This window comes from Pantoea sp. RG18, assembly GCF_025910075.1.
Lineage (GTDB): Bacteria > Pseudomonadota > Gammaproteobacteria > Enterobacterales > Enterobacteriaceae > Pantoea > Pantoea agglomerans.
On record NZ_JAPCIL010000017.1, the window covers coordinates 33023 to 52303 of the forward strand.

A 19281-nucleotide genomic window follows, 5' to 3' on the forward strand; every position below is an offset into this window, starting at 1 on the left:
TGCCCTGATAATCAGCATCGGGGCAGGGTGGATGGCATAGCAACCCCGACGCTCTTATCCGGATATCACCAGTTTTGTCTGGTGGGAGAAACGATCAGGTCGTTGACGGTAACGTTCTGCGGCTGATTAAGTGCATACACCACCGCATTAGCCACATCCTGTGGGCTGATGGCTAATTTATTGAGTTCCTGAGCCACTTTACGGCCCTGAGGATCGCCGACTTTATCGGCCCAGCCGGTATTGATAACGCCAGGGCTGATGGTATTGACGCGTATCCCGTTATTAACCCCTAAGTCTTTGCGCATCGATTCTGTCATGGCATGGACGAAGAATTTTGTTGCACTGTAAACCCCTGCACCCGCATCAACCTGATGACCTGCAACCGATGCCATATTCAGGATCTGTCCCTCATTTTTCTTCAGCATAACGGGTAACACAGAGGCAATGGCGTTCAGATAGCCTTTGATATTGACGTCGACCATTTTGTTCCACTCTTCCCATGCAACGTCACTCCAGCTTGAGAAAAGCATCAGGCCCGCATTGTTAATCAGTATGTCTGTCGAGCCGAAGGTGTCACTGGCGAACTTCACCAGCGCCTGGGTATCTTCCAGACGCGTAACATCGGTTACCAGGCCGACAGCGCGTCCCCCTTCAGCTTCAATCTGGCGTACCAGCGTATCAAGGCCGTTCTGGTCCAGTGCTGCCGCCACAATATTCACGCCATGACGAGCAAGTTCAAGCGAGGTAGCCGCACCAATCCCGGAGGATGCACCTGTAATAATGGCTGTTTTCTGTTGCAGGTAATTCATTTTTAAATCTCCTTCTGGTGAAAGGGGCGGGTAGTCACCCGCCATAAACCGTTATCAGTAGCTGGCTTCCGGCCAGTCGGTATAACCCTCTGCACCACCGCCGTAATAGGCTTCTTTCGGCGCGATGGTCAGCGCGGCACCGTAACGCAGACGCTTAACCAGATCCGGGTTGGAGATGAACAGGCGTCCAAAGGCAACCGCATCAATAATTCCGGCGTTGCGGCGGCTGATGGCCATCTCAAGGTCATAGTTGTTATTGCCAATAAACGGACCGTTGAACTGTGCGCTCAGCGCGTCCATGTCCACATCGGCAGGCACATCACGAGAGGTGGCCGTCGCGCCTTCAACGAAGTGCAGATAAGCCAGGTTGAACCGGTTAAGTTGCTGAATGAGGTAGCCGTACATCGCCATAACATTGCTGTCTGGCGGGGTGTTACCGGCATCAGGCGTGACCGGAGAGAGGCGGATACCGACTTTGTCATTGCCCCAGATGTTGATGATGGCTTCTGTCACTTCCAGCGTCAGGCGGGCGCGGTTTTCAATAGAGCCACCGTAGGCGTCAGTACGGTGATTGGTGGAATCACGCAGGAACTGATCGAGCAGGTAACTGTTGGCGGAGTGCACCTCAACGCCGTCAAAACCGGCACGCAGGGCATTTTCAGCTGCACGTTTATATTGCTCAATAATGCCGGGGATTTCTTCTGTTTCCAGCGCCCGCGGCGTCGATACCGGCACAAAACCGTTTACGGTGTAAGTCTGTCCATCAGCTTTAATAGCAGAAGGTGCAACCGGACGCTGGCCCTCAGGCTGCAGTTCCACGCTTGAAAAACGGCCCACGTGCCATAACTGGCAGACGATTTTGCCGCCTTTAGCGTGAACCGCATCAGTGACTTTTTTCCATCCAGCCACCTGCTCTTCGCTCCATATCCCCGGCGTAGCGGCATAGCCGCGTCCCTGCGGAGAGATGTTGGTGGCTTCAGAAATAATCAGGCCAGCCCCGGCACGCTGTGCATAGTAGGTAGCATGGAGTTCATCAGGCACACCCTCTTCACCGTAACGGCTACGCGTGACCGGTGCCATGACAATGCGGTTTGACAGCTGAAGGCTGCCCATCGAAACAGGTGAAAATAAATCGGTACGGATACTGTTGTCAGTCATATAAACCTCTTAATAGTTGACCGGTCGTCTAGTAATTGGATAAAAAAAACCGGCTACCCGAGTAGCCGTGTTGTTGCGTTCATTGCCTGACTGAACGCTTTGTCAGGATCGTGGATTTTCGCCATCAGGGAAGCCCCCAGCCAGAGCTGATAGAGTTCTTCTGCCAGTTCAGTGGCATCCGTTACGGCGGGCAGGGAGCCATCTTCCTGACCGAGTCGGAGGCAGGCAGCAATTTTGAGCACAATTTCATGGGTGCCCGTTGCCAGCACATGCCGCATGTTATCGTACTGGTCGCAGACTTCCGCCCCCAGCTTGACCACGAGACATTTACTTTCAGGCAGGTCTGCGCCCTGGGTCGTTTTCCAGAAGGTAAAATAGCGCAGCAGTCGCTCTCTCCCCGTTCCTGTTCCGCCTAGCTGATGCTCAACTTCCAGCAAATAGTGGCTGAAGTAGTGCTCCAGCAGCGCCTCTGCAAACGCTTCCTTCGACGGAAAGTAGTAATAGAACGAGCCTTTTGGGATATCCGCCGCTTTTACAATCTCGGAAATCCCGACGGCGCTGTAGCCCTTATGAGTAATGATCGCCCTGGCCACATCAATGATGTGCTGCCGCATATCTGTCACGTTTCTTTTCATAATGTGCACACTCTAGTGAAAAACTGACCGGTCGTCTAGTAACTTTTAACCTGTTTCATGCTATCTGTTTCTGATTGTGAGCGGGTGAAGCAGTCGGGTGGCGTGCTGGCCGATCAATTTCAGGCTCTGAAGCGTCGCACCGTCTTTCGCCTCTATCGACATGCCTTCCAGCAGCGTATTCAGAACGGTAGCCAGCGCGACGGTGTTGGTATCTGCGGGCAGTTGCTTCTCCTGAACCGCTCTGACCAGCCTTTTTTCAAACAGATCTTTCCCTTCCTGTCTGAGAACGCTAACCGCCCTGACAACATCCGTCGATTCTGCTGAAACATTGATGGCTGCCAGCACCACCATGCAGCCGCAGGGCGCTGAAGGGGAGAGCAGAATATCGGCTGCTTCGCTAAAGAAACCGTCAATCGCTTCACCAATATCCTGCCTCTCCTCAAGCCGCAGCCAGCTGGCTTTCCAGTACTTCGTTTCGTAGTAGTTCACGGCCTCCAGAAAAAGTTTTGCTTTGTTGCCAAAGGCGGAATAGAGGCTGGGTGGGTTGATTTCCATGGCGGTGCAAAGTTCGGCAACCGATGCTGGCTCAAAACCTTTGCGCCAGAACAGATCCAGCGCCTTCAGCAACGCTTTATCACGGTCAAAGCTTCGTGGCCGGCCTTTCGGCTTTTCAGTGGCAGCAGGCTGGTCAGGTATTTTCATAGACGGCCTCAATCATTCTCTTGACACATTACATAGTAATCACTATACAATAATACTATTACGTAGTGCTCACTACAGAATTAAATCGACACAGTGGCACGACCTTTATCCCGCCTGCGCTCCCCCGGCAGGCTGCTGTCGCGCTGAGTCGGTACATGTCTGTGTCAGAAAATATCACCCAAAAGCGGGGTGTCTGAAGGGATACCTTATTAATCAGAACGGAGAGAAAACAGATGAATAACACGACCTATGTGCAGGACTATAACGCCATCGTGGCAGTGCTGAATCAGTATAACGAAGGAGGTAAGCAGGCGAAAAGTGAGCTCATGAAGCCCGCTTTCAGCGACAGGGCGACCATTTTTGGTCTCGACAGTGACGGCAACCTCAGCGGCGGTCCAATTCAGGGATTGTTTGACACCATCGACACCGCATTCCGTCCTTCACCCGAAGCAAAAGCGGCTATCGTGCGCGTAGATATTGTTGGGACTGCCGCCAGTGCCCGCATCGACACTGACGACATTTCTGGTTTCCGTTTCACTGATTTTTTTAACCTGCTGAAAGTGAACGATCGCTGGACCGTGGTCAGCAAGATCTATCACACACATACGGCAGACTGATCGCAGTCTGGTCAGCTGACCGTTGCAGCCTGCGTTTGCTGCGGGCTGCAAAAATGGATTGTGACGACTAAAACAGTAAGGTGATTTTACGCCTGATTATCCGGTTGCTATTAATCAACATAATCATACCCCAGCGCTTTTGGCAGAGGTGGCATCATTAAAGATTCTGGGCCGTTCGGCCGATAAACACTGGCTCATACTTCTGACACTGAATCCCGGGTTCGCTCACTTTTGTGCGGGCAGGGCGGCACCTCAGCAGCTGCAGACGGACAAGCGCAGCGTCAGCCGCCGTCAATGGCGGGTATTCTCGCAATGGTGAACCTGTCTCCGGATCCTCCTTCAGCTACAGGCGGACATTAACGGTTATAATCAGGTCTGTAGCGACGAGTATTGAGCCTGTTTAATATCGTCAGCTACGTTGGAGTCGGCCGCCATGAACACAATGATCAAACCCTCTTTTACCGCTGTCTGGTCTACAGATGCCCAGGGTATCTGCGTCGCCAGTCAGGAAAGCCCTGCTGGTCTGATGCCTGAACTAAAGGGTGTGACGCTGAGTTCATGGCTGAGACTGGCACAGGCCGACGACGATGCAAAGATCGCGCTGCAACTGACCGCAGCGCTTGATTTCCTGACGCCTTTTCATATTGAAGTGCCGATCAACTGTCTGGATGGCAAGACGCGTCGGGTTATTGTATCTGGCCTGCCGGATCGCCAGCCTGGTACGTCCCGTCTGCAGTATAACGGCTTCATTCTGGATGTGACCGGACAGCGTAAAGCGCTGGAAGATGCGCTGCGCACGGCGGCAGAATATCGTCTGTTAATTGAAAACAGCACCGATCTGATTGCCCATTGCGACGCGGATGGCCGGTACGTTTCAATCTCGCCCTCTTATAGCGAAATGATTGGCTGGACAGCCGAAGAAGTTGTCGGTCAGCTGGTGGTGGATTTCCTGCATCCCGATGACCGCGGCCCCGCTTCTGAAGCACTCGCCTGCATCTTCAGCGGAGGAGTACTGCCGGACGTCGTTGAGGTGCGCAAGCTACATCGTGACGGCCACTACATCATTCTGGGCACCAAAGCCTGTGGCGTCATCAATCCCTCTACCGGCAAAAATATCGGTGCAGTTCTGGTGTCGCGCGACATTACGCGAGACAAAGATAGGATGCGCAATCTGGAGAAGCTGGCAACGCTGGATACGCTGACCGGGCTGCATAATCGTACCTGGATCAACGACCAGGTTGGGCGCATGCTGGCGAAGGTGGATGATGAGGCCTACACGACGGTGATGTTTATCGATCTTAATGGCTTTAAGGCGGTGAACGATTTGATGGGCCACGCGACAGGGGATGCCTTGCTGCAGCAGGTCAGTGAACGGCTGCAACGCTGTATGCGTCCGGGCGACTCACTGGCGCGACTGGGCGGAGATGAATTTGTTGTGGCGGCAAAGTGCAGAAATCGCGATACAGCCGCTGCCATTGCCCTGCGTATTATTGAAAGTCTGCACGCGCCATTCGCCATTGATAATATGGATGTGCGCATTGGCGCGGCTATCGGTATCAGCCTTGCCCGCTTTGGGACGGCATCGGCCAAAATATTATTCGAAAACGCGGATAAAGCGATGTACCAGGCCAAAGCCCGACGTGATGGGTCGTATCAGTTTTTTGAGTCAGAAGAGCCTTAGTCGATGCATATGATTGCTGGTATAACCTTCCGGATTTGAAGGTAATGGATCTTACGTTTAACGCTTTGCCGCCTGTTCCCGCAAGGATACATTTCCTGAACGCCTGATTAACCCGCCTAATATTCTGAAACCGCGCGCCACAGCAGAAAGATTTTCTGTTTCAGGCTCAAAAAGAAGTCTGTTGCTGATGACCAACATCTATGTGCGAGACAGGCTACTGAATTCATTCAAACGTCTGTGATGAACTGGCCTGAGTGACTTCGCGGAACTCCGCGTACGGCAATTCATTGCGTCAGTTTATTATTTCTGTTGGTTTTTCACTTTCGGGAGACCAGTAACCCCCACTGCCATGATAGGTTTCAGCTCCCAGCACGAACGAGGTTCCGCAATGATTACATGCAAAATGGTAATCAACGATATCGCCCCAAATCATCTGTTCAGCACATTCAGAAAAGGTGTACTGATTCCAGTTATTGATGGTTGAAACTTCGGAAATGATCTCTTCTTTAACTGCGTTATGTGCAATACGTATTGCAAGGCTCAACTGACGAGGTTCCCGTATAACGAATTTAACACATAGATCCTGACAGAACTCACAACTCATTCTGTAAAACCTCCCTTTTATCTGAATGTTCAGGTGTAGAGCTATCGCAGGACACTGTTTTGCACTTGATATCCCACCTGAAGGGACAGTCGCTTTCACTTCAAAAAGTTTAAATGTGTTCTTTAGTACTCATTGTATTCATTGTGAGGCAGAACGCCGGTCAATGATTTCTTTCACGTAATGCTCAATAACAATGTGATGTTCATGGCTTATCTGAGAAATGAATGTTTGCAGGAAATCGGGTGTGGAGTGAAGGGTATTTGTGACCAGTTTATCGAAGTCTTTCTGGGTAAAGCGGTCATAGACTTTTAGCGTCGAACGCTGGAGCAAGGTATGCGCAGTAATTTCGAGCACGGCACGTCTGTAATCATCGGAAAGCAGAATATCCAGATCGTGCCGGCTGATCTCAAAGGCAAATTCATAGCTGATAAAAGCAGAATCGACAGGCAATGAGTAGGTCAGTTTACCTTCCTCCTGTGTCACATGAGGTTCGTATCCGTCACCCATGAGGCGAACTGATTGCATATTAATCTCCTGATCTTTCAGACCTGAGTTGTTACTTCAACAGTCTAAACCACCGATATCGATATTATTCCGCTTCTGACGACGAGCGCAGATACTCACAATATCAGATCGTTCGATAGCGGAAGTTCCCGGTTGTTCACCTGTTCACTAACGGCAAAACTGACAAAGTGGTATGCCTGTTACGGAGAGTCATGTCAACCGTGAGCAGTGAGCTAAAGTTTTCCAGGTGACTTTATGAGCCGGTCGCCTCTCCCCGCTGGTTTTCTTGTCTGCCACGGATAAGCGCTTTCAGGCTGACCCGCCAGTGCCAGCAATAAATGCTCCTGATTAAACCCTGCACAGAACTGCATGCCAATCGGCAGATTATGGGAAGAAAGGAAGCCCAGAGGAACAGACATCGCGGAAGTTCCGCACACGTTCGCCAGCGCAGTAAACGGTGACTGATTGAAAACGTGATGTTAGCGCATCGACTGGCTGCTTTGAGCGAAGAGCGGACATTCAGCCTGCTGATTTCTCGTTTCTAGAAGCGTACAAAAAGCGAGTAATGCGCAGTAACTCCCTGAATGCCGCCTTAGCGGCATTCAGGCGCCAGATGACATTGAAAGTAAGGCCTGTGTAAAGTGGCGCCGTTAGGCCAGTGCATTCGATTACAGACGTATAAATCCTGCCATTCCACAGACCTTCACTGTGCAGCTCAATTTTCACATTGATGACCGCCACTTCAGTTCTCCAGCATCTTCTTCAAGGGGCTGCCGAAATGCCCCAGATGCGAAAGTTACTTTCAAGCCCCATTCTTATTATGTCCCGCATTTGCATCATCCTGTTCCAGCGCCAGTACGGGAAGACGGTTTTTGATGAATGGAGAACGTCTGATAATATCTGGAAAATCCTCCTGATTTTCGTTAATTACCTGACTCACTGTCTCGGCTTCAGCCCTTGGCCAGGCGCTGAAAGTAAATTGCTGTGCATTAAGCCACGAACGCAATACCTCATCACTGGAAGCAAGACTGAACAGCGCTGCTAGTGCCCTTCGTGAAGCTTTCCCTTCCGGTTCTGCAAAGTTAATAACATCATGAAAATCATGAATGACTTTGAGCCTGTTTTCTTTAAGCGTATCCACTTCCATAAGAACATCGTGGAGTTCTTTAAGTATTTCAGACCGGTGCACTTCATTAAGACATGACCATATCAACCTTACATTATTAGTGGTTTTCAGCTCTACACCATCAAGATTCCGATACCAGTCCGCGAAGAGGCTGATACCTGCGGTCATGTTTACGTACTTTCCTGCTGATGCCATCCTTTGTAGAACGAGGCTTCTGTTGCTTTCTATAGCTTTAAAGGCACTATAGAGCTGCTCCTTACTTGAAATAATGTCCTGACTGATTGTGTGAAGTTTCTCTTTGAATCTTTTGAGCTCATTTCCGGAGAAAATATCTTCCAGAAATTCTTGGCTTATTTTTGCTATATTTTTTTCATTTATGCCTCTGAGCAAACCAAGCTCGCGATCGACAATTGGACTCATGTAATCTACGTCACTCATTTCAGACTTGAGCAATGGGTAATAAGTATTAACGTAATCGGCTGTATTAATATAACCTAGATGATTTTCAATGAATAAAATTTTTATGGCTTCTTTTACATACGCTGAAGACTGAGTGTCTTTCAGCGCATCCAGTACGATACTAAAACTCTGAGCGTAGCGGAAATAGTAAGATAGATATTCAATGTAATTTACATCATTTTCATAACCTTCAGCGTAGTTCGGTATTTCAGAGTGGTTTTTTACTGCCACCAGATGTGCGACCATGTGAGCAGCATATTCTTCAGGATAATTTTCCCTGATGGCACTCTGTTTTTTTAAAATGGGAGTTATTTGACTGTCATACCACTCAGGGTTGAAAATAACATAGCGAAAATCATCTATATCCTCATTGCTGCCGGAGTTTCGGAGCAATCCCAGCTTGCTAACTATATTTTCAGGTAAGTTCTCATTTTCGTTTTTAACTATATTTTCTACTGCCCTGCTTGACAGCTCAAAAAAGCGGATGATGTCAGGGTTGAAAATTCCGTGCGCCTCAGTCTGCAGTAAGTGGCGAAGCATGTCTTCCTGCTCTTCATCTGTAAGTGAAAGTGTACTGACACAGAGATTGGGCAGATTTTGTTTTTCATTCAGCAGGTACATGGAGTAAAGTTTACCGCTAACTTCATTCTCTGTCAGGTCCAGCAGGTTTTTTTTAAATATTGCAGAATAAAGGTCCGCCTCCTTAAGAAGCTCCCTGACGTAAACCACATCTCTTTCCGGCATTTTCTGTAATTTATTAAGTTCTGCGACGAGATAATTTTTCTGCCGGACCATGAAATCTTCAGTACCAAGGTAATCTTTTTCTTCTAAATATTTGAGGCTTTCGGTGAAGGATTCACGAAAATCTTCCCGCTCAGATAATGCATATAATGCGTTGAGCCTAGCAATAGCACCGCTTAGCTCTTCTTTGATTTTAATTAATGTATCGTCGGAAAGTTTTATGACAGTTTCCATCCAGTCGTACATATTAAAGCGCCCGGCACAGCGCTGCCATGCATGAGAGAATCCATACATACCTATCAGTTTCTCCAATGCCACAGCATCCCGGCTATTAATCGCTTCGGTAAGTGGCAGATCAAATAACTCTGTACGCGCAAGCTCCACCGATGCCTGGAAATGAATGCTCATCAGATATTCACTCCATCGATTCGTATCATTCATGAAAAGACGGTTTAACTGGGCTTTTGTTGCTTGCAACTTATCTTCATACTCATCGGGCTGCACGTTGATAGCGTCATTTTCAGCGAATCTCAGTAGCGCCATTACGTCTGATTCATTGTAGCGTACGAAAACCACATAAAGTGCAAGTAAAACATATTCCTCCGGAGCTTCCGCAGGCACTGTCATCAGGAGTATGTGGACGTCATTTACCAGTTTTTTTAGCAGTCTCGGCGTCATCCGAGGATACTCAACAGTACGCCAGCGTTCCAATATCTGCATGGTCTCCGCGCAGGAGAAATCATTCCGCTCATTCACGGTTTCTTTCCACATTTCACGGAACGTGTCCTGCCATCCGGCAGTGATCAGAGGTGGCACGGTAAAGGTAACGGGGATGCGTTTGGAGATAAATTCCCGGCCGGTATGGCCCTCTAGCAGAAGAGATTTTGCAACATGACGAGCGGAATAAGGCACAATAATACGGAACTGCCGGTGCGTTGTTCCCGCAATAAGCTCCATATCACTCCAGAGCTCTTTAACCTTGTCGGCGTTAATGCGGTCGAGGTTGTCAATAATGAGGATAAACTTCGCGTCAGCAGAAACAGATGAGCTACTGGTAAAGCCTGCGAGCGCATTCGTTAATTCAATAGTCCCTATTTCCCGGCTTATCAGCCACTTTTCAGTAATACTGTCGGTACTGTTTTGCTTGAAGAGATCGCCCACGGTGGTGACGTCCTCTGAATTACCCCAAGGTTTTTTATTAAGTTTTTTGCTCATTAAAATCCATACTAAAAGCAGGGCCGAGGACAGCGCCGCAACTAGCTCTAGGGCAATTATCCAACCTGAGATTGTGCCTGAAGTTTTGGCATTTGCACTGATATCTAAAATAAGATAGCTGACCGCCTGCACAGAAAACAGGCATAAAAGAATGAAGCTTGCGGTCCACCAACTTTTTAAATTTAACTTCGGGCTTACTAAAAGCCATAATAAAAGTAGACTTGGTGAAAGCGCCGCAACTATTTCTAGAGAAATTATCAAACCTGAAATTGTGCCCGGGGTTTTGACATTAGCATTGATGTCTAGGATAAGATATCTGACCATCTGCACTGAAAGTAGGCATAAAAGAATGAAGCTTACGGTCCACCAACTCAGTCTACTGCTTACTCGTTTATCATACTTTACGATGTTTCCCAGAGCTGTGTTTTTGAGTTTATCGAGGTTGTCCTTATTTGCCCCTTTACTTTCACTCAGCCCATCGTGAATGACTTCGATGAGTGCTTTTTTTGTATTACCGTAATGATAAATCTCTGCATCAAAGTCTATAAAAGTGTATTCAGCAGACAGAGATTTTTTTAAAAAATGAATGATGGTCGATTTTCCGGATCCAAGCTCACCTTCCAGACCCAGAATATTAATATCCTGTTCTTTAATTACCTCTGCCATCCTGTCTGCCACATTCTGGTGGCTGCCACCTTTGAAAAGGTCGCTGTCTGCGGGCATTTCCTGCTGAAGTTTAAGTGCCACGTGCTCTCCTTGTGCTTCACATTGTTGCTGGGGGATGACCTAAGGTCAGTGAAAATGTGCATTCATCAGAATCGCTCACGTTTTCATCATAATGCTGATGATAAGAATATTCCTAGTGCCTTTTGAAGCAATAGCAGCAATTCCTTATTGTTAAATCCCGCAGATCCGAAAAGGGTAAACTCGGATCTGTACTGATTAATCGCGTGGACGTGTGAAGGAGGCACGCCAAGAAGGGGTTGCAATCAAAAGGCCGGAGGCATTGGAAGGTCCGCTCCTGGCACAAAGCGGACTGACGGCAGGCCAGGGTCCGCTATGAGCGAGAAGCATAAGTCGCTGCTGCGTGAGCCGGAATAGAGCTTTGGTGGTGCGGCGGGCGAGAAGAACAGTCCGCATTCAAAAAGCTTTCTCGATGGCGTCAAAAGGTTCTTCGACGATTTGACTCGCTAAGCGGAAACGCTGCGGTAAACATAAAAAGCTCCTGCTGTGCAGGGGCTTTTTTTATTGCTGCACTTTTCAGCAAAACGTATCCGTTAGGCGTACTTAAAAATTTTTCTCATGTTTCCGCTTTCGTTGTCGATAACCTGATTGCTGGCTGAGTGATGATTTCACTCAGCATTTTTTTCATTTCAGGCGATAAGGATATTTATGAACAAGCTTTGTGTTGCGGCGTTGTTGGCTCTGAGTTTAACCGGCTGTGCGCAGCAGACTTTCGTAATGAAACAGAATCAAGTTGGCGCGGCGACGAAAACCACCAGCCAGCCGTTCTTTGTTTCAGGTATCGGTCAGCGTAAGAGCATTGATGCGGCGCAGGTGTGCGGCGGCCAGGAAAAAGTTAACCGGGTTGAAGTGCAGCAGACGTTTGTTAATGGCTTACTGAGCGTGGTGACGTTTGGTATCTACACGCCACGTGAAGCGCGCGTTTATTGCGCCATCTGATAATGCCTCAGGCCGGTTCGCCGGCCTAATCCTGCGCCTGTTATTATATCGCATTAGTATATTGTAACTATTAAATTCTGCTCTCGCACCGCTGCGCGGCTCGCCTGCTGACGACGATATCCGAAACGAGTTCAGGCAACGTCGTCCAGCCAGGTAAAAGCAGTGGTAAGCTGTTGATGCGTGTCAGTCCGCTTTGAGCGAGTAACAGACATTGCTAAAAGCGTGCTGTAAGAATTAACAGGGAGCAGGTCAGTCGCCTTCATCACTTATACGCATAAAATGATAAAGCCTAAGGCATGCATCTGCGCGGGCATCCAGATCCGGTTTTTCGCACCTCCTCCAGCTAACTCCTCCACACCCCGACTTCAATGATGACGTCGCGTAGCCCCGCACTGGTTAAGTCTGACGATAGAGAAAGTAATGTTTTCACTGATGATATGTCCTAAAATCATGATCATCGAGTAAAAACGATGGCTGCAATCAGACTCATAGCATCATAAGCCGTGAAACAGTCAATCTGCATTTCAATTATTTCTACAAAATGAGGTCAAATTGAGGCCTTTAAGACAAGCTGCTACGGAGTGACTGGCATGAGTGAGTTAGTGACAATGGCTTTGAGGGTCCCACCTGATGACGAATAAACAGGGTGTTTTGATTGTTAACCTTGGAACACCAAAAGAACCAACGCCTGTTGCGGTAAAGAAATTTTTATCTAAATTTCTGCATGACTACAGAGTGGTCGACTTACCAAGAATCATTTGGTGCCCCATTCTACATGGCGTGATTATCCCATTACGTGCAAGGCGAGTGGCGAAATTATATTCTTCGATTTGGATGGAGGAAGGTTCCCCTCTTATGGTTTACAGCGTCAGGCAAGCCCGTGCGCTTGAAGAAGTGACAGGTATGCCCGTCGAGCTGGGGATGAGTTATGGCGAGCCGAGTATAGGTGGTGCAATTGACAGGCTACTGGAAAAAGGCGTCGATAAAATTATCGTCATTCCTTTGTATCCCCAGTTTTCATCTTCGACCGTTTCTTCTGTTTGGGATAGCGTGAGCCGTCACCTGCAGATAATGAAGAACCGGTATACGCCCTCCATAAATTTCATCAATGACTATGCCGATCACCCTGCCTACATTGAAGCGTTAAGAGCATCCGTTCAGGCATCTTTCGAAGCTAACGGCGTTCCAGATGCATTGTTAATTTCATATCATGGTATACCGGTAAGGTTTGTCAAAGAGGGGGACCGATACCAGGAAAGATGTGAGTTAACGACAAAATTACTCATTGAAGCAATCAATATGCCGTCATTGAAAATATTGATGACGTTCCAGTCAAGATTCGGCAGAGAGCCATGGTTAACGCCTTTTACTGATGAGACAATTAAAAATCTACCGAATGAAGGAATAAAAAGCCTGCATGTAATCAGCCCGGGGTTCGCATCAGACTGTTTAGAAACGCTTGAGGAGCTTGATGAGCAGAACAGGGAGATTTTTATGCATGCGGGTGGTACATCGTTTACTTACATACCGGCGCTTAATGATAAACCGATTCATATCGAGATGCTGCGACAACTTGTGAACCTTAATCGGTTTCAGGGATGATTTTCACACTCTTGGGAGCAGGATGTTGCAGGTGTCAACATTCATAGTGAAACCAGAAGTGGGCCCTCCCGGACATGTATGTGATACGTGCCGGGGCGGCGTTATAGGGGCCGCCTGGAAAACCAGCCACTCCAGCTGCAAGCAACTGCCTTGTACGTGGGTATGAGTCGGAGATTATTCGTGGGCAAGTCAGCTATGAGCGAGGAGCGGACGTTTAGTATTTACGGGTACGCCTGCGCTGGCGCACCCGGTTACACTCAGGGCTTCCAGCGGCGCAGAGAGGTATGGTCTTCATACGGCAGCTTTGAAGGTAAAGAAATTAGTTCAATGACGCTACCCCACGGCGTGCGGCCGTAACAGAAAAAGTTATTCTCTCCCACCTCAGTTGGAAACATCAGGGGCTGAGGAGAAGTAAACATTTTCCCGCCAGCCTGCTCGAACAGGCTGATAGCCTCGTTGATGTCATCAACGTAAACAGCAAAATGCTGCAGGCCATAATCGCTGGGTCGCACGGGCTGACTTTGCTCTGGCCCCTTCATTTCAAAAAGTTCCAGTCCCGGGCCGTGCTTCAGCTTCATCATTCTGACCGTGGTAATTTTCGTTCCCGGGAACAGGTTCAGAATATTTTCCGTTTCTTCGCCTTTTACGTCATCGTCTGAAGGCGAGACGGAGTCATAAATAACTTCTGCACCAAAGGCGTCAGAAAAGAAGCGGGTAGCCTCATCAATATCAGCAACGGTAATGCCGACGTGGTCCATACCGCGAATAACGTTGGTAGACATAGTTTTCTCCCTGTGGTTGTTCAGATGTGAGTAATGTTATTAATCAGCCCTGGCGGGCCGCCATTGTTGCGAGCGCACTAAGCTGAGCCGAAATATGGTCACGGGTGTCCGCATCCGTTATGCGGCCGGATTTCGGGTCAAGCCGGGAAGAGGCCTGTCCAATCATGACCTCTGGCTTGTTAAGCACTCTGCCGTCGAGAAAGACCAGAATCTGGCGCAGGTGATACTGCGCCCTTGCGCCACCTATGGCACCGGGTGACGCAGTGATTATGGCGACGGGCTTACCGGCGACAGGGGTATCCGGAAGACGTGAAAGCCAGTCCAGCGCATTTTTCAGGGCACCCGGCACAGAATAGTTATATTCAGGTGTGACAATAATCAGGCCGTCTGCTGCCGCTATCGCTTGTCCCATTTCCACAACCGATTCAGGAAACCCCTGAGCCTGCAGGTCAGCGTCGTAATGCGGTATTTCTCCGACAGAGCTGAGCGCGCTGACATCCACGCCTGCCGGCGCCAGCAGGCTAAGATTGCGGGCTACGACGGCGTTAAAAGATTCCGCGCGAAGACTGCCCAGCAGTGAGACAAATTTCAAAGGTCTTGTCTGTGACATGACTGCTCCCCGTGTTTTTAAGATGGATACGCCGACAGGTGCCGGCACTTTGTTTTCGAACTGACTTAAGCCTGGTATAGAATTACACATCGATAAACACGCTATGTGTCGCCAGAGAGTCAACTTTATGTCTACCGGTTTTACAGCGGAATCCTTGCGAGGAATCACGACTTTTGTCACAACGGCCAGGTCCAGCAGCTTTACTGAAGCTGCGGAGCAGTTGGGCATTACAAAATCTGCCGTCGGAAAAAGCGTTGCGCGGCTTGAGGAGAGGCTGGGAACGCGTCTGTTTCACCGCTCAACCCGTAAGCTAAGCCTGACCAGTGACGGAGAGGCCTATCTCACCAGTTGCCTCTCTGCGCTGGAAATTCTGGACTCGGCTGAAAATACGCTAAGCCGGCGGCAGGACAATCCTGCCGGAACGGTGCGTATAGACATGCCGGCATCATTCGGACGCAACCTGATGATGCCGGTGCTGCTTGAAGTGATGAATCGTTATCCAGCCCTGCGTCTGGTGTTGACCTTTAACGACCGTCTGATTGATCCGGTTGAGGAGGGCGTTGACCTGGTACTGCGCCTGGGCGAACTGCAGAGTACCGATGAGCTGATTGCGCGTCGTCTGAGCCGGCAGCGCCTCATGCTCTGCGCATCTCCCGCTTATGTTGAGCGGCATGGTCAGCCCTTTGATGTCGATGCGCTAAAAAAACACTGCTGCATTATGGGGTACCGGCGGGGGGCACCGCTTGCCTGGCGGCTGCGGCCAGCCGGGGAGCGGGAAATAAAGTTTATCTCGGCCTCGGCACACCAGATAAGCGACGGAGACGCCATGCTTCAGGCCTGCCTGGCAGGAGCAGGTATTGCCCAGTTTCCGGAATCGATGGTGAACAGCCATATTGATGAGGGCAGGCTTGTTGCTGTTATGCCCGATCATATGCCCGTACCCGTCGGGCTGAACGTTGTCTGGCCCCGCACAAGGCATCTGATCCCCAAGGTCAGGCTTATTGTCGATGAACTGCTAAGTAAGGCCGAAAAAGGATACTTTGGCACTCTTAAGTAGAATTTTTATCACCACTCAGGCGATTTCAGGGCTGTTTATCAACTCTAAGCAAGCTTATATCCTGTCTGTCCTGCTGCCATCACCGTGTCATGTGCCGGTTCTCTAAACGAAAGCCGGCACGTGTTATGCGCAGCTCAGACAAAAAAATAGGTTAACTGACAGGATATTTGTTATGCCACTTGCTCTCTGGGCGCTGGCGATTGGTGCATTCGGTATCGGTACGACTGAATTCATCATTGCCGGCCTGCTTCCCGTTATTGCCGCTGATTTCAACGTTACTATTCCCGTGGCCGGAAATCTGGCAACGGCTTATGCGCTGGGTGTTTTTGTCGGCGCGCCGGCCCTGATTATTCTGGGCTCAAAAGTGCCCCGAAAAGCCATGCTGGTTTTTCTGATGCTGCTGTTTGTGGCGGGTAACCTCGTTACGGCCTTTGCGCCCACGCTGGGCATTGCCATTCTGGGCAGGATCATCACGTCTCTGACTCACGGCGCCTTCTTTGGTATTGGTTCGATCATTGCTGCCGATATGGTTGCGCCGTCTAAGCGGGTAAGGGCGATTGCATTCATGTTCATGGGACTGACCGTAGCAAATCTTATTGGTGTTCCCGTCGGTACCTGGATCGGGCAGCATCTTTCCTGGCGAGATGCTTTTATGGTTATTGCCGCAATTGGAGTTGTTACGGTTATCAGCGTCGGCATGCTTATCCCGCATCAGCCCCGTCCGGAGAACCATAATTTCGCACACGAGTTTAATGCCTTCCGCAACGTCAATGTTCTGCTGGCGATGGGCATAACGGTCTTTGGGCCGGGTGCATTTTTTACCTCCATTACCTATATCGCACCCATGATGATCGGGCTGGCTGGATACAGCGAAAGCAGCCTGGCATGGCTGATGCTGCTGTTCGGTCTGGGGCTATTTGTCGGTAATCAGCTGGGCGGCAGATATGCCGATCGCGCGCTGATGCCGATGCTTTACGTCACCCTGGCCGCTCAGGCCGTAGTCCTGCTGGTATTTAACTTTACTGCCCACAGCCAGGTCATGTCAGCGGTCTGTATTTTTCTGATGGCTGCGTTTGGGTTTGCGACCGTGTCCCCCATCCAGAAACTGGTGATGGACAAAGCGCGGGCGGCAGGGGCTCCGACGCTGGCTGCAGCCGTTAACATAGGTCTCTTCAATCTCGGTAATGCCCTGGGTGCATGGCTGGGAGGGGCAGTTATAGCGGCCGGCTTTGGTCTTCAGTCGCCTGACTGGGCAGGCGCGATACTCTCGGTTATAGCGCTGATTCTGGCGGTTATATCCGGACTGACTGACAAAACCGGGCATAGCGCGGCTATGCGTTCTGCTTCTCACAGTGAGTAACGTCCGCTTCTGGCCCTGAACAGACGTCGATGAGTTACAGGCGCTGCCAGGTGGAGCGGAAAGAAACAGTTTACTGGTAATCCCGTCATTGACAGTGAGATGGTAAAACACCTCACTTAAAGAGCAGCAAGAATGGCGTATTCCATTTTCTCCGGGGTGGTGGTCGGGGCAAAGCGTTTGATCGGTTTGCCGTCGCGCCCGATCAGGAACTTAGTGAAGTTCCACTTAATACGACCACCCAGCACGCCGGGTAATTCATCTTTCAGGTAACGGAAAATCGGGTGCGTTGAGGTGCCATTGACCTCAACTTTCCCGAACATCGGAAAACTCACACCATAGTTGATGTGGCATGTCTGCGCGATTTCTTCGGCACCGCCGGGTTCCTGCTTTCCGAACTGGTTGCAGGGAAAACCCAGCACCACCAGGCCCTGCGCGGCGTACTTTTTATAGAGCGATTCAAGACCTGCGTATTGTGGCGTGAATCCACAATGGCTGGCGGTATTAACCACCAGAACCACCTTGTCAGCGTAGTCGGCCATCGGGATAAGCTGGCCATTCAGACTGGTGGCAGTGAGTTGATAAAAGGGAGACATGTCGCAATCCTCAGAGCAAAAACCGTATGGCGTTAACATTACCACAGAGTGCATAACGAGAGCGGGGTCTGGGAAGCAGATGCTTAGTTAGCAGGTCACGCATCCTGGCTTCAGGTGCTACCACCTGAGTTAATGACTATTTCCCACGTCAGATTTGGTTGTTATTCCTGATGAATTTTAACCACGACTTTACCCTTTGCATGTCCGCGTTGAAGCCAGTCAAGCGCATCCTGAGTTTCTGCAAATGGGAACACCCTGTCGATTACCGGTTTGATATGTCCTGCTTCAATAAGTTTGCCGATTTGGGTGAGTTGATTGCCATCAGAACGAATAAAGAGAAATGAATAATCCAGACCGCGCTTTTTTGAAAGGCGCATAATTTTGCAACTCATCAGGGCAAAAATCATCCGCAGGAAGATATTCAGCTGCCTGGCTCGCGCGAAATTAACGTCTAATGGACCGACCAGAGAAACAATCTTTCCACCAGGTTTAAGAATCTGCATGGATTTTTCAATTGAATCCCCCCGCAGCGTGCCGAGTACGAGATCGTAGCCACTCAGCACGGTTTCAAATTCCTGCTTTTTATAGTCGACCACTTCTTCTGCGCCCAGCCGACTCACCCACTCTACGTTGGCTGAACTGGTCGTCGTCGCTACCCGGGCGCCAAGATGCTTTGCCAGCTGAATCGCAATAGTGCCAATCCCTCCCGAACCTGCCGGAATAAACACTTTTTGGCCTGGCCGCAGATGTGCTCTCTCTGTAAACGCCTGCCAGGCGGTGAGGCTAACCATCGGCAGTGAAGCAGCCTCAATGAAATCCAGATTTTCAGGCTTAAAAGCCGCGAGACTTTCAGGAACGCATGCAAAATCGGCGAGTGAACCTGTTCCCCTGTCGAAAATGCTGGCGAAGACTTCATCGCCCGGCTTGAAACGTGTCACCCGGCTTCCTGTTGCAATCACCACGCCTGACAAATCACTGCCCAGCGTCGCCGGAAGTTTAAAATGCAGAATCGGTTTGAAAATTCCGCCGGGGATAATGTTATCAATGGGATTCAGACCAACGGCATAGACTTTTACCAGGATTTCATCGGCAGCGGGGGAAGGGTAATCTACATTTTCAAATCCCAGCTCAGGTGACTTCCCGTAGCGTTTAAACGTAAAGGCTCGCATCGTCCTGGTTTTCATTTGGTGTTTATCCTCTGATGTTTAGCACTGACGTACTTTCAGGTGCCTCTGTTGCTGAGCAAAAAAGCGGCTCCGGGGAGCAACGTAATAAATAATGGAATAAGGTTTTGCCGGTTAATATGCTCATGCCGCCATTAAGACATTCATGGTCGATTTACC

Annotated in this window: 17 protein-coding genes and 1 pseudogene; 7 read left to right on the top strand and 11 right to left on the bottom strand. The window is 49.6% G+C overall.

Translation table 11 applies throughout. The features are described 5' to 3' along the window. Positions 1-65 precede the first annotated feature (65 nt). Genes OK409_RS19050 through OK409_RS19065 form a run of 4 tightly spaced genes read right to left on the bottom strand, consistent with a single transcriptional unit; the run spans position 66 to position 3304 of the window. On the bottom strand, positions 66-809 hold the full coding sequence (locus tag OK409_RS19050; RefSeq protein ID WP_061703361.1) for an SDR family oxidoreductase: 744 nt from the start codon (positions 807-809) through the stop codon (positions 66-68). Between the two features lie 54 nt (positions 810-863). Next, positions 864-1967: an alkene reductase gene (locus OK409_RS19055; RefSeq protein ID WP_264367321.1), complete on the bottom strand. Its 1104-nt coding sequence runs from the start codon at positions 1965-1967 to the stop codon at positions 864-866. A gap of 53 nt (positions 1968-2020) precedes the next feature. Then, positions 2021-2602, bottom strand: coding sequence for a TetR/AcrR family transcriptional regulator (locus tag OK409_RS19060; RefSeq protein ID WP_031292506.1), 582 nt, complete (start codon positions 2600-2602; stop codon positions 2021-2023). Positions 2603-2662: 60 nt separating this feature from the next. After that, entirely contained in the window at positions 2663-3304 is a 642-nt protein-coding gene (locus OK409_RS19065) for a TetR/AcrR family transcriptional regulator (protein ID WP_052271245.1), read from the bottom strand. Positions 3305-3537: 233 nt separating this feature from the next. On the opposite strand from OK409_RS19065, the gene OK409_RS19070 reads away from it, so the two are divergent. Further along, a complete protein-coding gene (locus OK409_RS19070) occupies positions 3538-3921 on the top strand; it encodes a nuclear transport factor 2 family protein (RefSeq protein ID WP_033786812.1) in 384 nt (127 codons plus the stop codon). A 433-nt stretch (positions 3922-4354) separates the two neighbouring features. Then, complete coding sequence (locus OK409_RS19075) at positions 4355-5602, top strand: sensor domain-containing diguanylate cyclase (protein ID WP_264367322.1); 1248 nt, start codon at positions 4355-4357, stop codon at positions 5600-5602. A gap of 292 nt (positions 5603-5894) precedes the next feature. On the opposite strand, the gene OK409_RS19080 is transcribed toward OK409_RS19075, so the two are convergent. The 3 genes from OK409_RS19080 to OK409_RS19095 all read right to left on the bottom strand — a co-directional run bounded on the left by OK409_RS19080 (position 5895) and on the right by OK409_RS19095 (position 10998). After that, positions 5895-6146 carry a hypothetical protein gene (locus OK409_RS19080; protein WP_010670662.1) on the bottom strand — a complete coding sequence of 84 codons (252 nt, stop codon included), beginning with the start codon at positions 6144-6146 and terminating at the stop codon, positions 5895-5897. A 198-nt stretch (positions 6147-6344) separates the two neighbouring features. Next, entirely contained in the window at positions 6345-6731 is a 387-nt protein-coding gene (locus OK409_RS19085; protein ID WP_264367323.1) for a hypothetical protein, read from the bottom strand. 781 nt (positions 6732-7512) lie between these two features. After that, positions 7513-10998, bottom strand: coding sequence for a KAP family NTPase (locus tag OK409_RS19095; protein WP_264367324.1), 3486 nt, complete (start codon positions 10996-10998; stop codon positions 7513-7515). Positions 10999-11310: 312 nt separating this feature from the next. Here OK409_RS19095 and OK409_RS19100 point away from each other — a divergent pair. The 3 genes and pseudogenes from OK409_RS19100 to hemH all read left to right on the top strand — a co-directional run. Further along, positions 11311-11445 (top strand): annotated as a pseudogene (locus OK409_RS19100) (molecular chaperone DnaJ); the annotation flags it as partial. 198 nt (positions 11446-11643) lie between these two features. After that, positions 11644-11934: a Bor family protein gene (locus OK409_RS19105; RefSeq protein ID WP_010259114.1), complete on the top strand. Its 291-nt coding sequence runs from the start codon at positions 11644-11646 to the stop codon at positions 11932-11934. A 630-nt stretch (positions 11935-12564) separates the two neighbouring features. Continuing rightward, positions 12565-13536, top strand: coding sequence for a ferrochelatase (gene hemH / locus OK409_RS19110; protein ID WP_010259113.1), 972 nt, complete (start codon positions 12565-12567; stop codon positions 13534-13536). 257 nt (positions 13537-13793) lie between these two features. On the opposite strand, the gene OK409_RS19115 is transcribed toward hemH, so the two are convergent. Both OK409_RS19115 and OK409_RS19120 read right to left on the bottom strand, forming a co-directional pair. Next, positions 13794-14318 (bottom strand): VOC family protein, encoded by a 525-nt coding sequence (locus tag OK409_RS19115; protein ID WP_033780083.1) that lies wholly within the window; start codon positions 14316-14318, stop codon positions 13794-13796. A gap of 43 nt (positions 14319-14361) precedes the next feature. Further along, positions 14362-14928: an NADPH-dependent FMN reductase gene (locus OK409_RS19120; RefSeq protein ID WP_050679444.1), complete on the bottom strand. Its 567-nt coding sequence runs from the start codon at positions 14926-14928 to the stop codon at positions 14362-14364. 127 nt (positions 14929-15055) lie between these two features. On the opposite strand from OK409_RS19120, the gene OK409_RS19125 reads away from it, so the two are divergent. After that, the gene (locus OK409_RS19125; protein ID WP_163794266.1) at positions 15056-15985 is read left to right on the top strand and encodes a LysR family transcriptional regulator; all 930 of its coding nucleotides are present in this window, start codon (positions 15056-15058) and stop codon (positions 15983-15985) included. 172 nt (positions 15986-16157) lie between these two features. Continuing rightward, positions 16158-17345: an MFS transporter gene (locus OK409_RS19130; protein ID WP_022624669.1), complete on the top strand. Its 1188-nt coding sequence runs from the start codon at positions 16158-16160 to the stop codon at positions 17343-17345. A gap of 116 nt (positions 17346-17461) precedes the next feature. Here OK409_RS19130 and OK409_RS19135 read toward each other — a convergent pair whose 3' ends face one another. Next, a complete protein-coding gene (locus tag OK409_RS19135) occupies positions 17462-17938 on the bottom strand; it encodes a glutathione peroxidase (protein WP_264367325.1) in 477 nt (158 codons plus the stop codon). 161 nt (positions 17939-18099) lie between these two features. Beyond that, on the bottom strand, positions 18100-19122 hold the full coding sequence (locus OK409_RS19140; protein ID WP_264367326.1) for an NADP-dependent oxidoreductase: 1023 nt from the start codon (positions 19120-19122) through the stop codon (positions 18100-18102). Positions 19123-19281 lie beyond the last annotated feature (159 nt).

Excerpts from the sequence above, each read along its gene's own strand:
- OK409_RS19105 (WP_010259114.1), top strand. The coding sequence starts at position 11,644 with ATGAACAAGCTTTGTGTTGCGGCGTTGTTGGCTCTGAGTTTAACCGGC.
- OK409_RS19130 (WP_022624669.1), top strand. The coding sequence starts at position 16,158 with ATGCCACTTGCTCTCTGGGCGCTGGCGATTGGTGCATTCGGTATCGGT.
- OK409_RS19060 (WP_031292506.1), bottom strand. The coding sequence starts at position 2,602 with ATGAAAAGAAACGTGACAGATATGCGGCAGCACATCATTGATGTGGCC.
- OK409_RS19075 (WP_264367322.1), top strand. The coding sequence starts at position 4,355 with ATGAACACAATGATCAAACCCTCTTTTACCGCTGTCTGGTCTACAGAT.
- OK409_RS19115 (WP_033780083.1), bottom strand. The coding sequence starts at position 14,318 with ATGTCTACCAACGTTATTCGCGGTATGGACCACGTCGGCATTACCGTT.
- OK409_RS19055 (WP_264367321.1), bottom strand. The coding sequence starts at position 1,967 with ATGACTGACAACAGTATCCGTACCGATTTATTTTCACCTGTTTCGATG.
- OK409_RS19120 (WP_050679444.1), bottom strand. The coding sequence starts at position 14,928 with ATGTCACAGACAAGACCTTTGAAATTTGTCTCACTGCTGGGCAGTCTT.
- OK409_RS19050 (WP_061703361.1), bottom strand. The coding sequence starts at position 809 with ATGAATTACCTGCAACAGAAAACAGCCATTATTACAGGTGCATCCTCC.
- OK409_RS19135 (WP_264367325.1), bottom strand. The coding sequence starts at position 17,938 with ATGTCTCCCTTTTATCAACTCACTGCCACCAGTCTGAATGGCCAGCTT.
- OK409_RS19085 (WP_264367323.1), bottom strand. The coding sequence starts at position 6,731 with ATGCAATCAGTTCGCCTCATGGGTGACGGATACGAACCTCATGTGACA.
- OK409_RS19140 (WP_264367326.1), bottom strand. The coding sequence starts at position 19,122 with ATGAAAACCAGGACGATGCGAGCCTTTACGTTTAAACGCTACGGGAAG.
- OK409_RS19065 (WP_052271245.1), bottom strand. The coding sequence starts at position 3,304 with ATGAAAATACCTGACCAGCCTGCTGCCACTGAAAAGCCGAAAGGCCGG.
- OK409_RS19125 (WP_163794266.1), top strand. The coding sequence starts at position 15,056 with ATGTCTACCGGTTTTACAGCGGAATCCTTGCGAGGAATCACGACTTTT.
- OK409_RS19070 (WP_033786812.1), top strand. The coding sequence starts at position 3,538 with ATGAATAACACGACCTATGTGCAGGACTATAACGCCATCGTGGCAGTG.
- hemH (WP_010259113.1), top strand. The coding sequence starts at position 12,565 with ATGACGAATAAACAGGGTGTTTTGATTGTTAACCTTGGAACACCAAAA.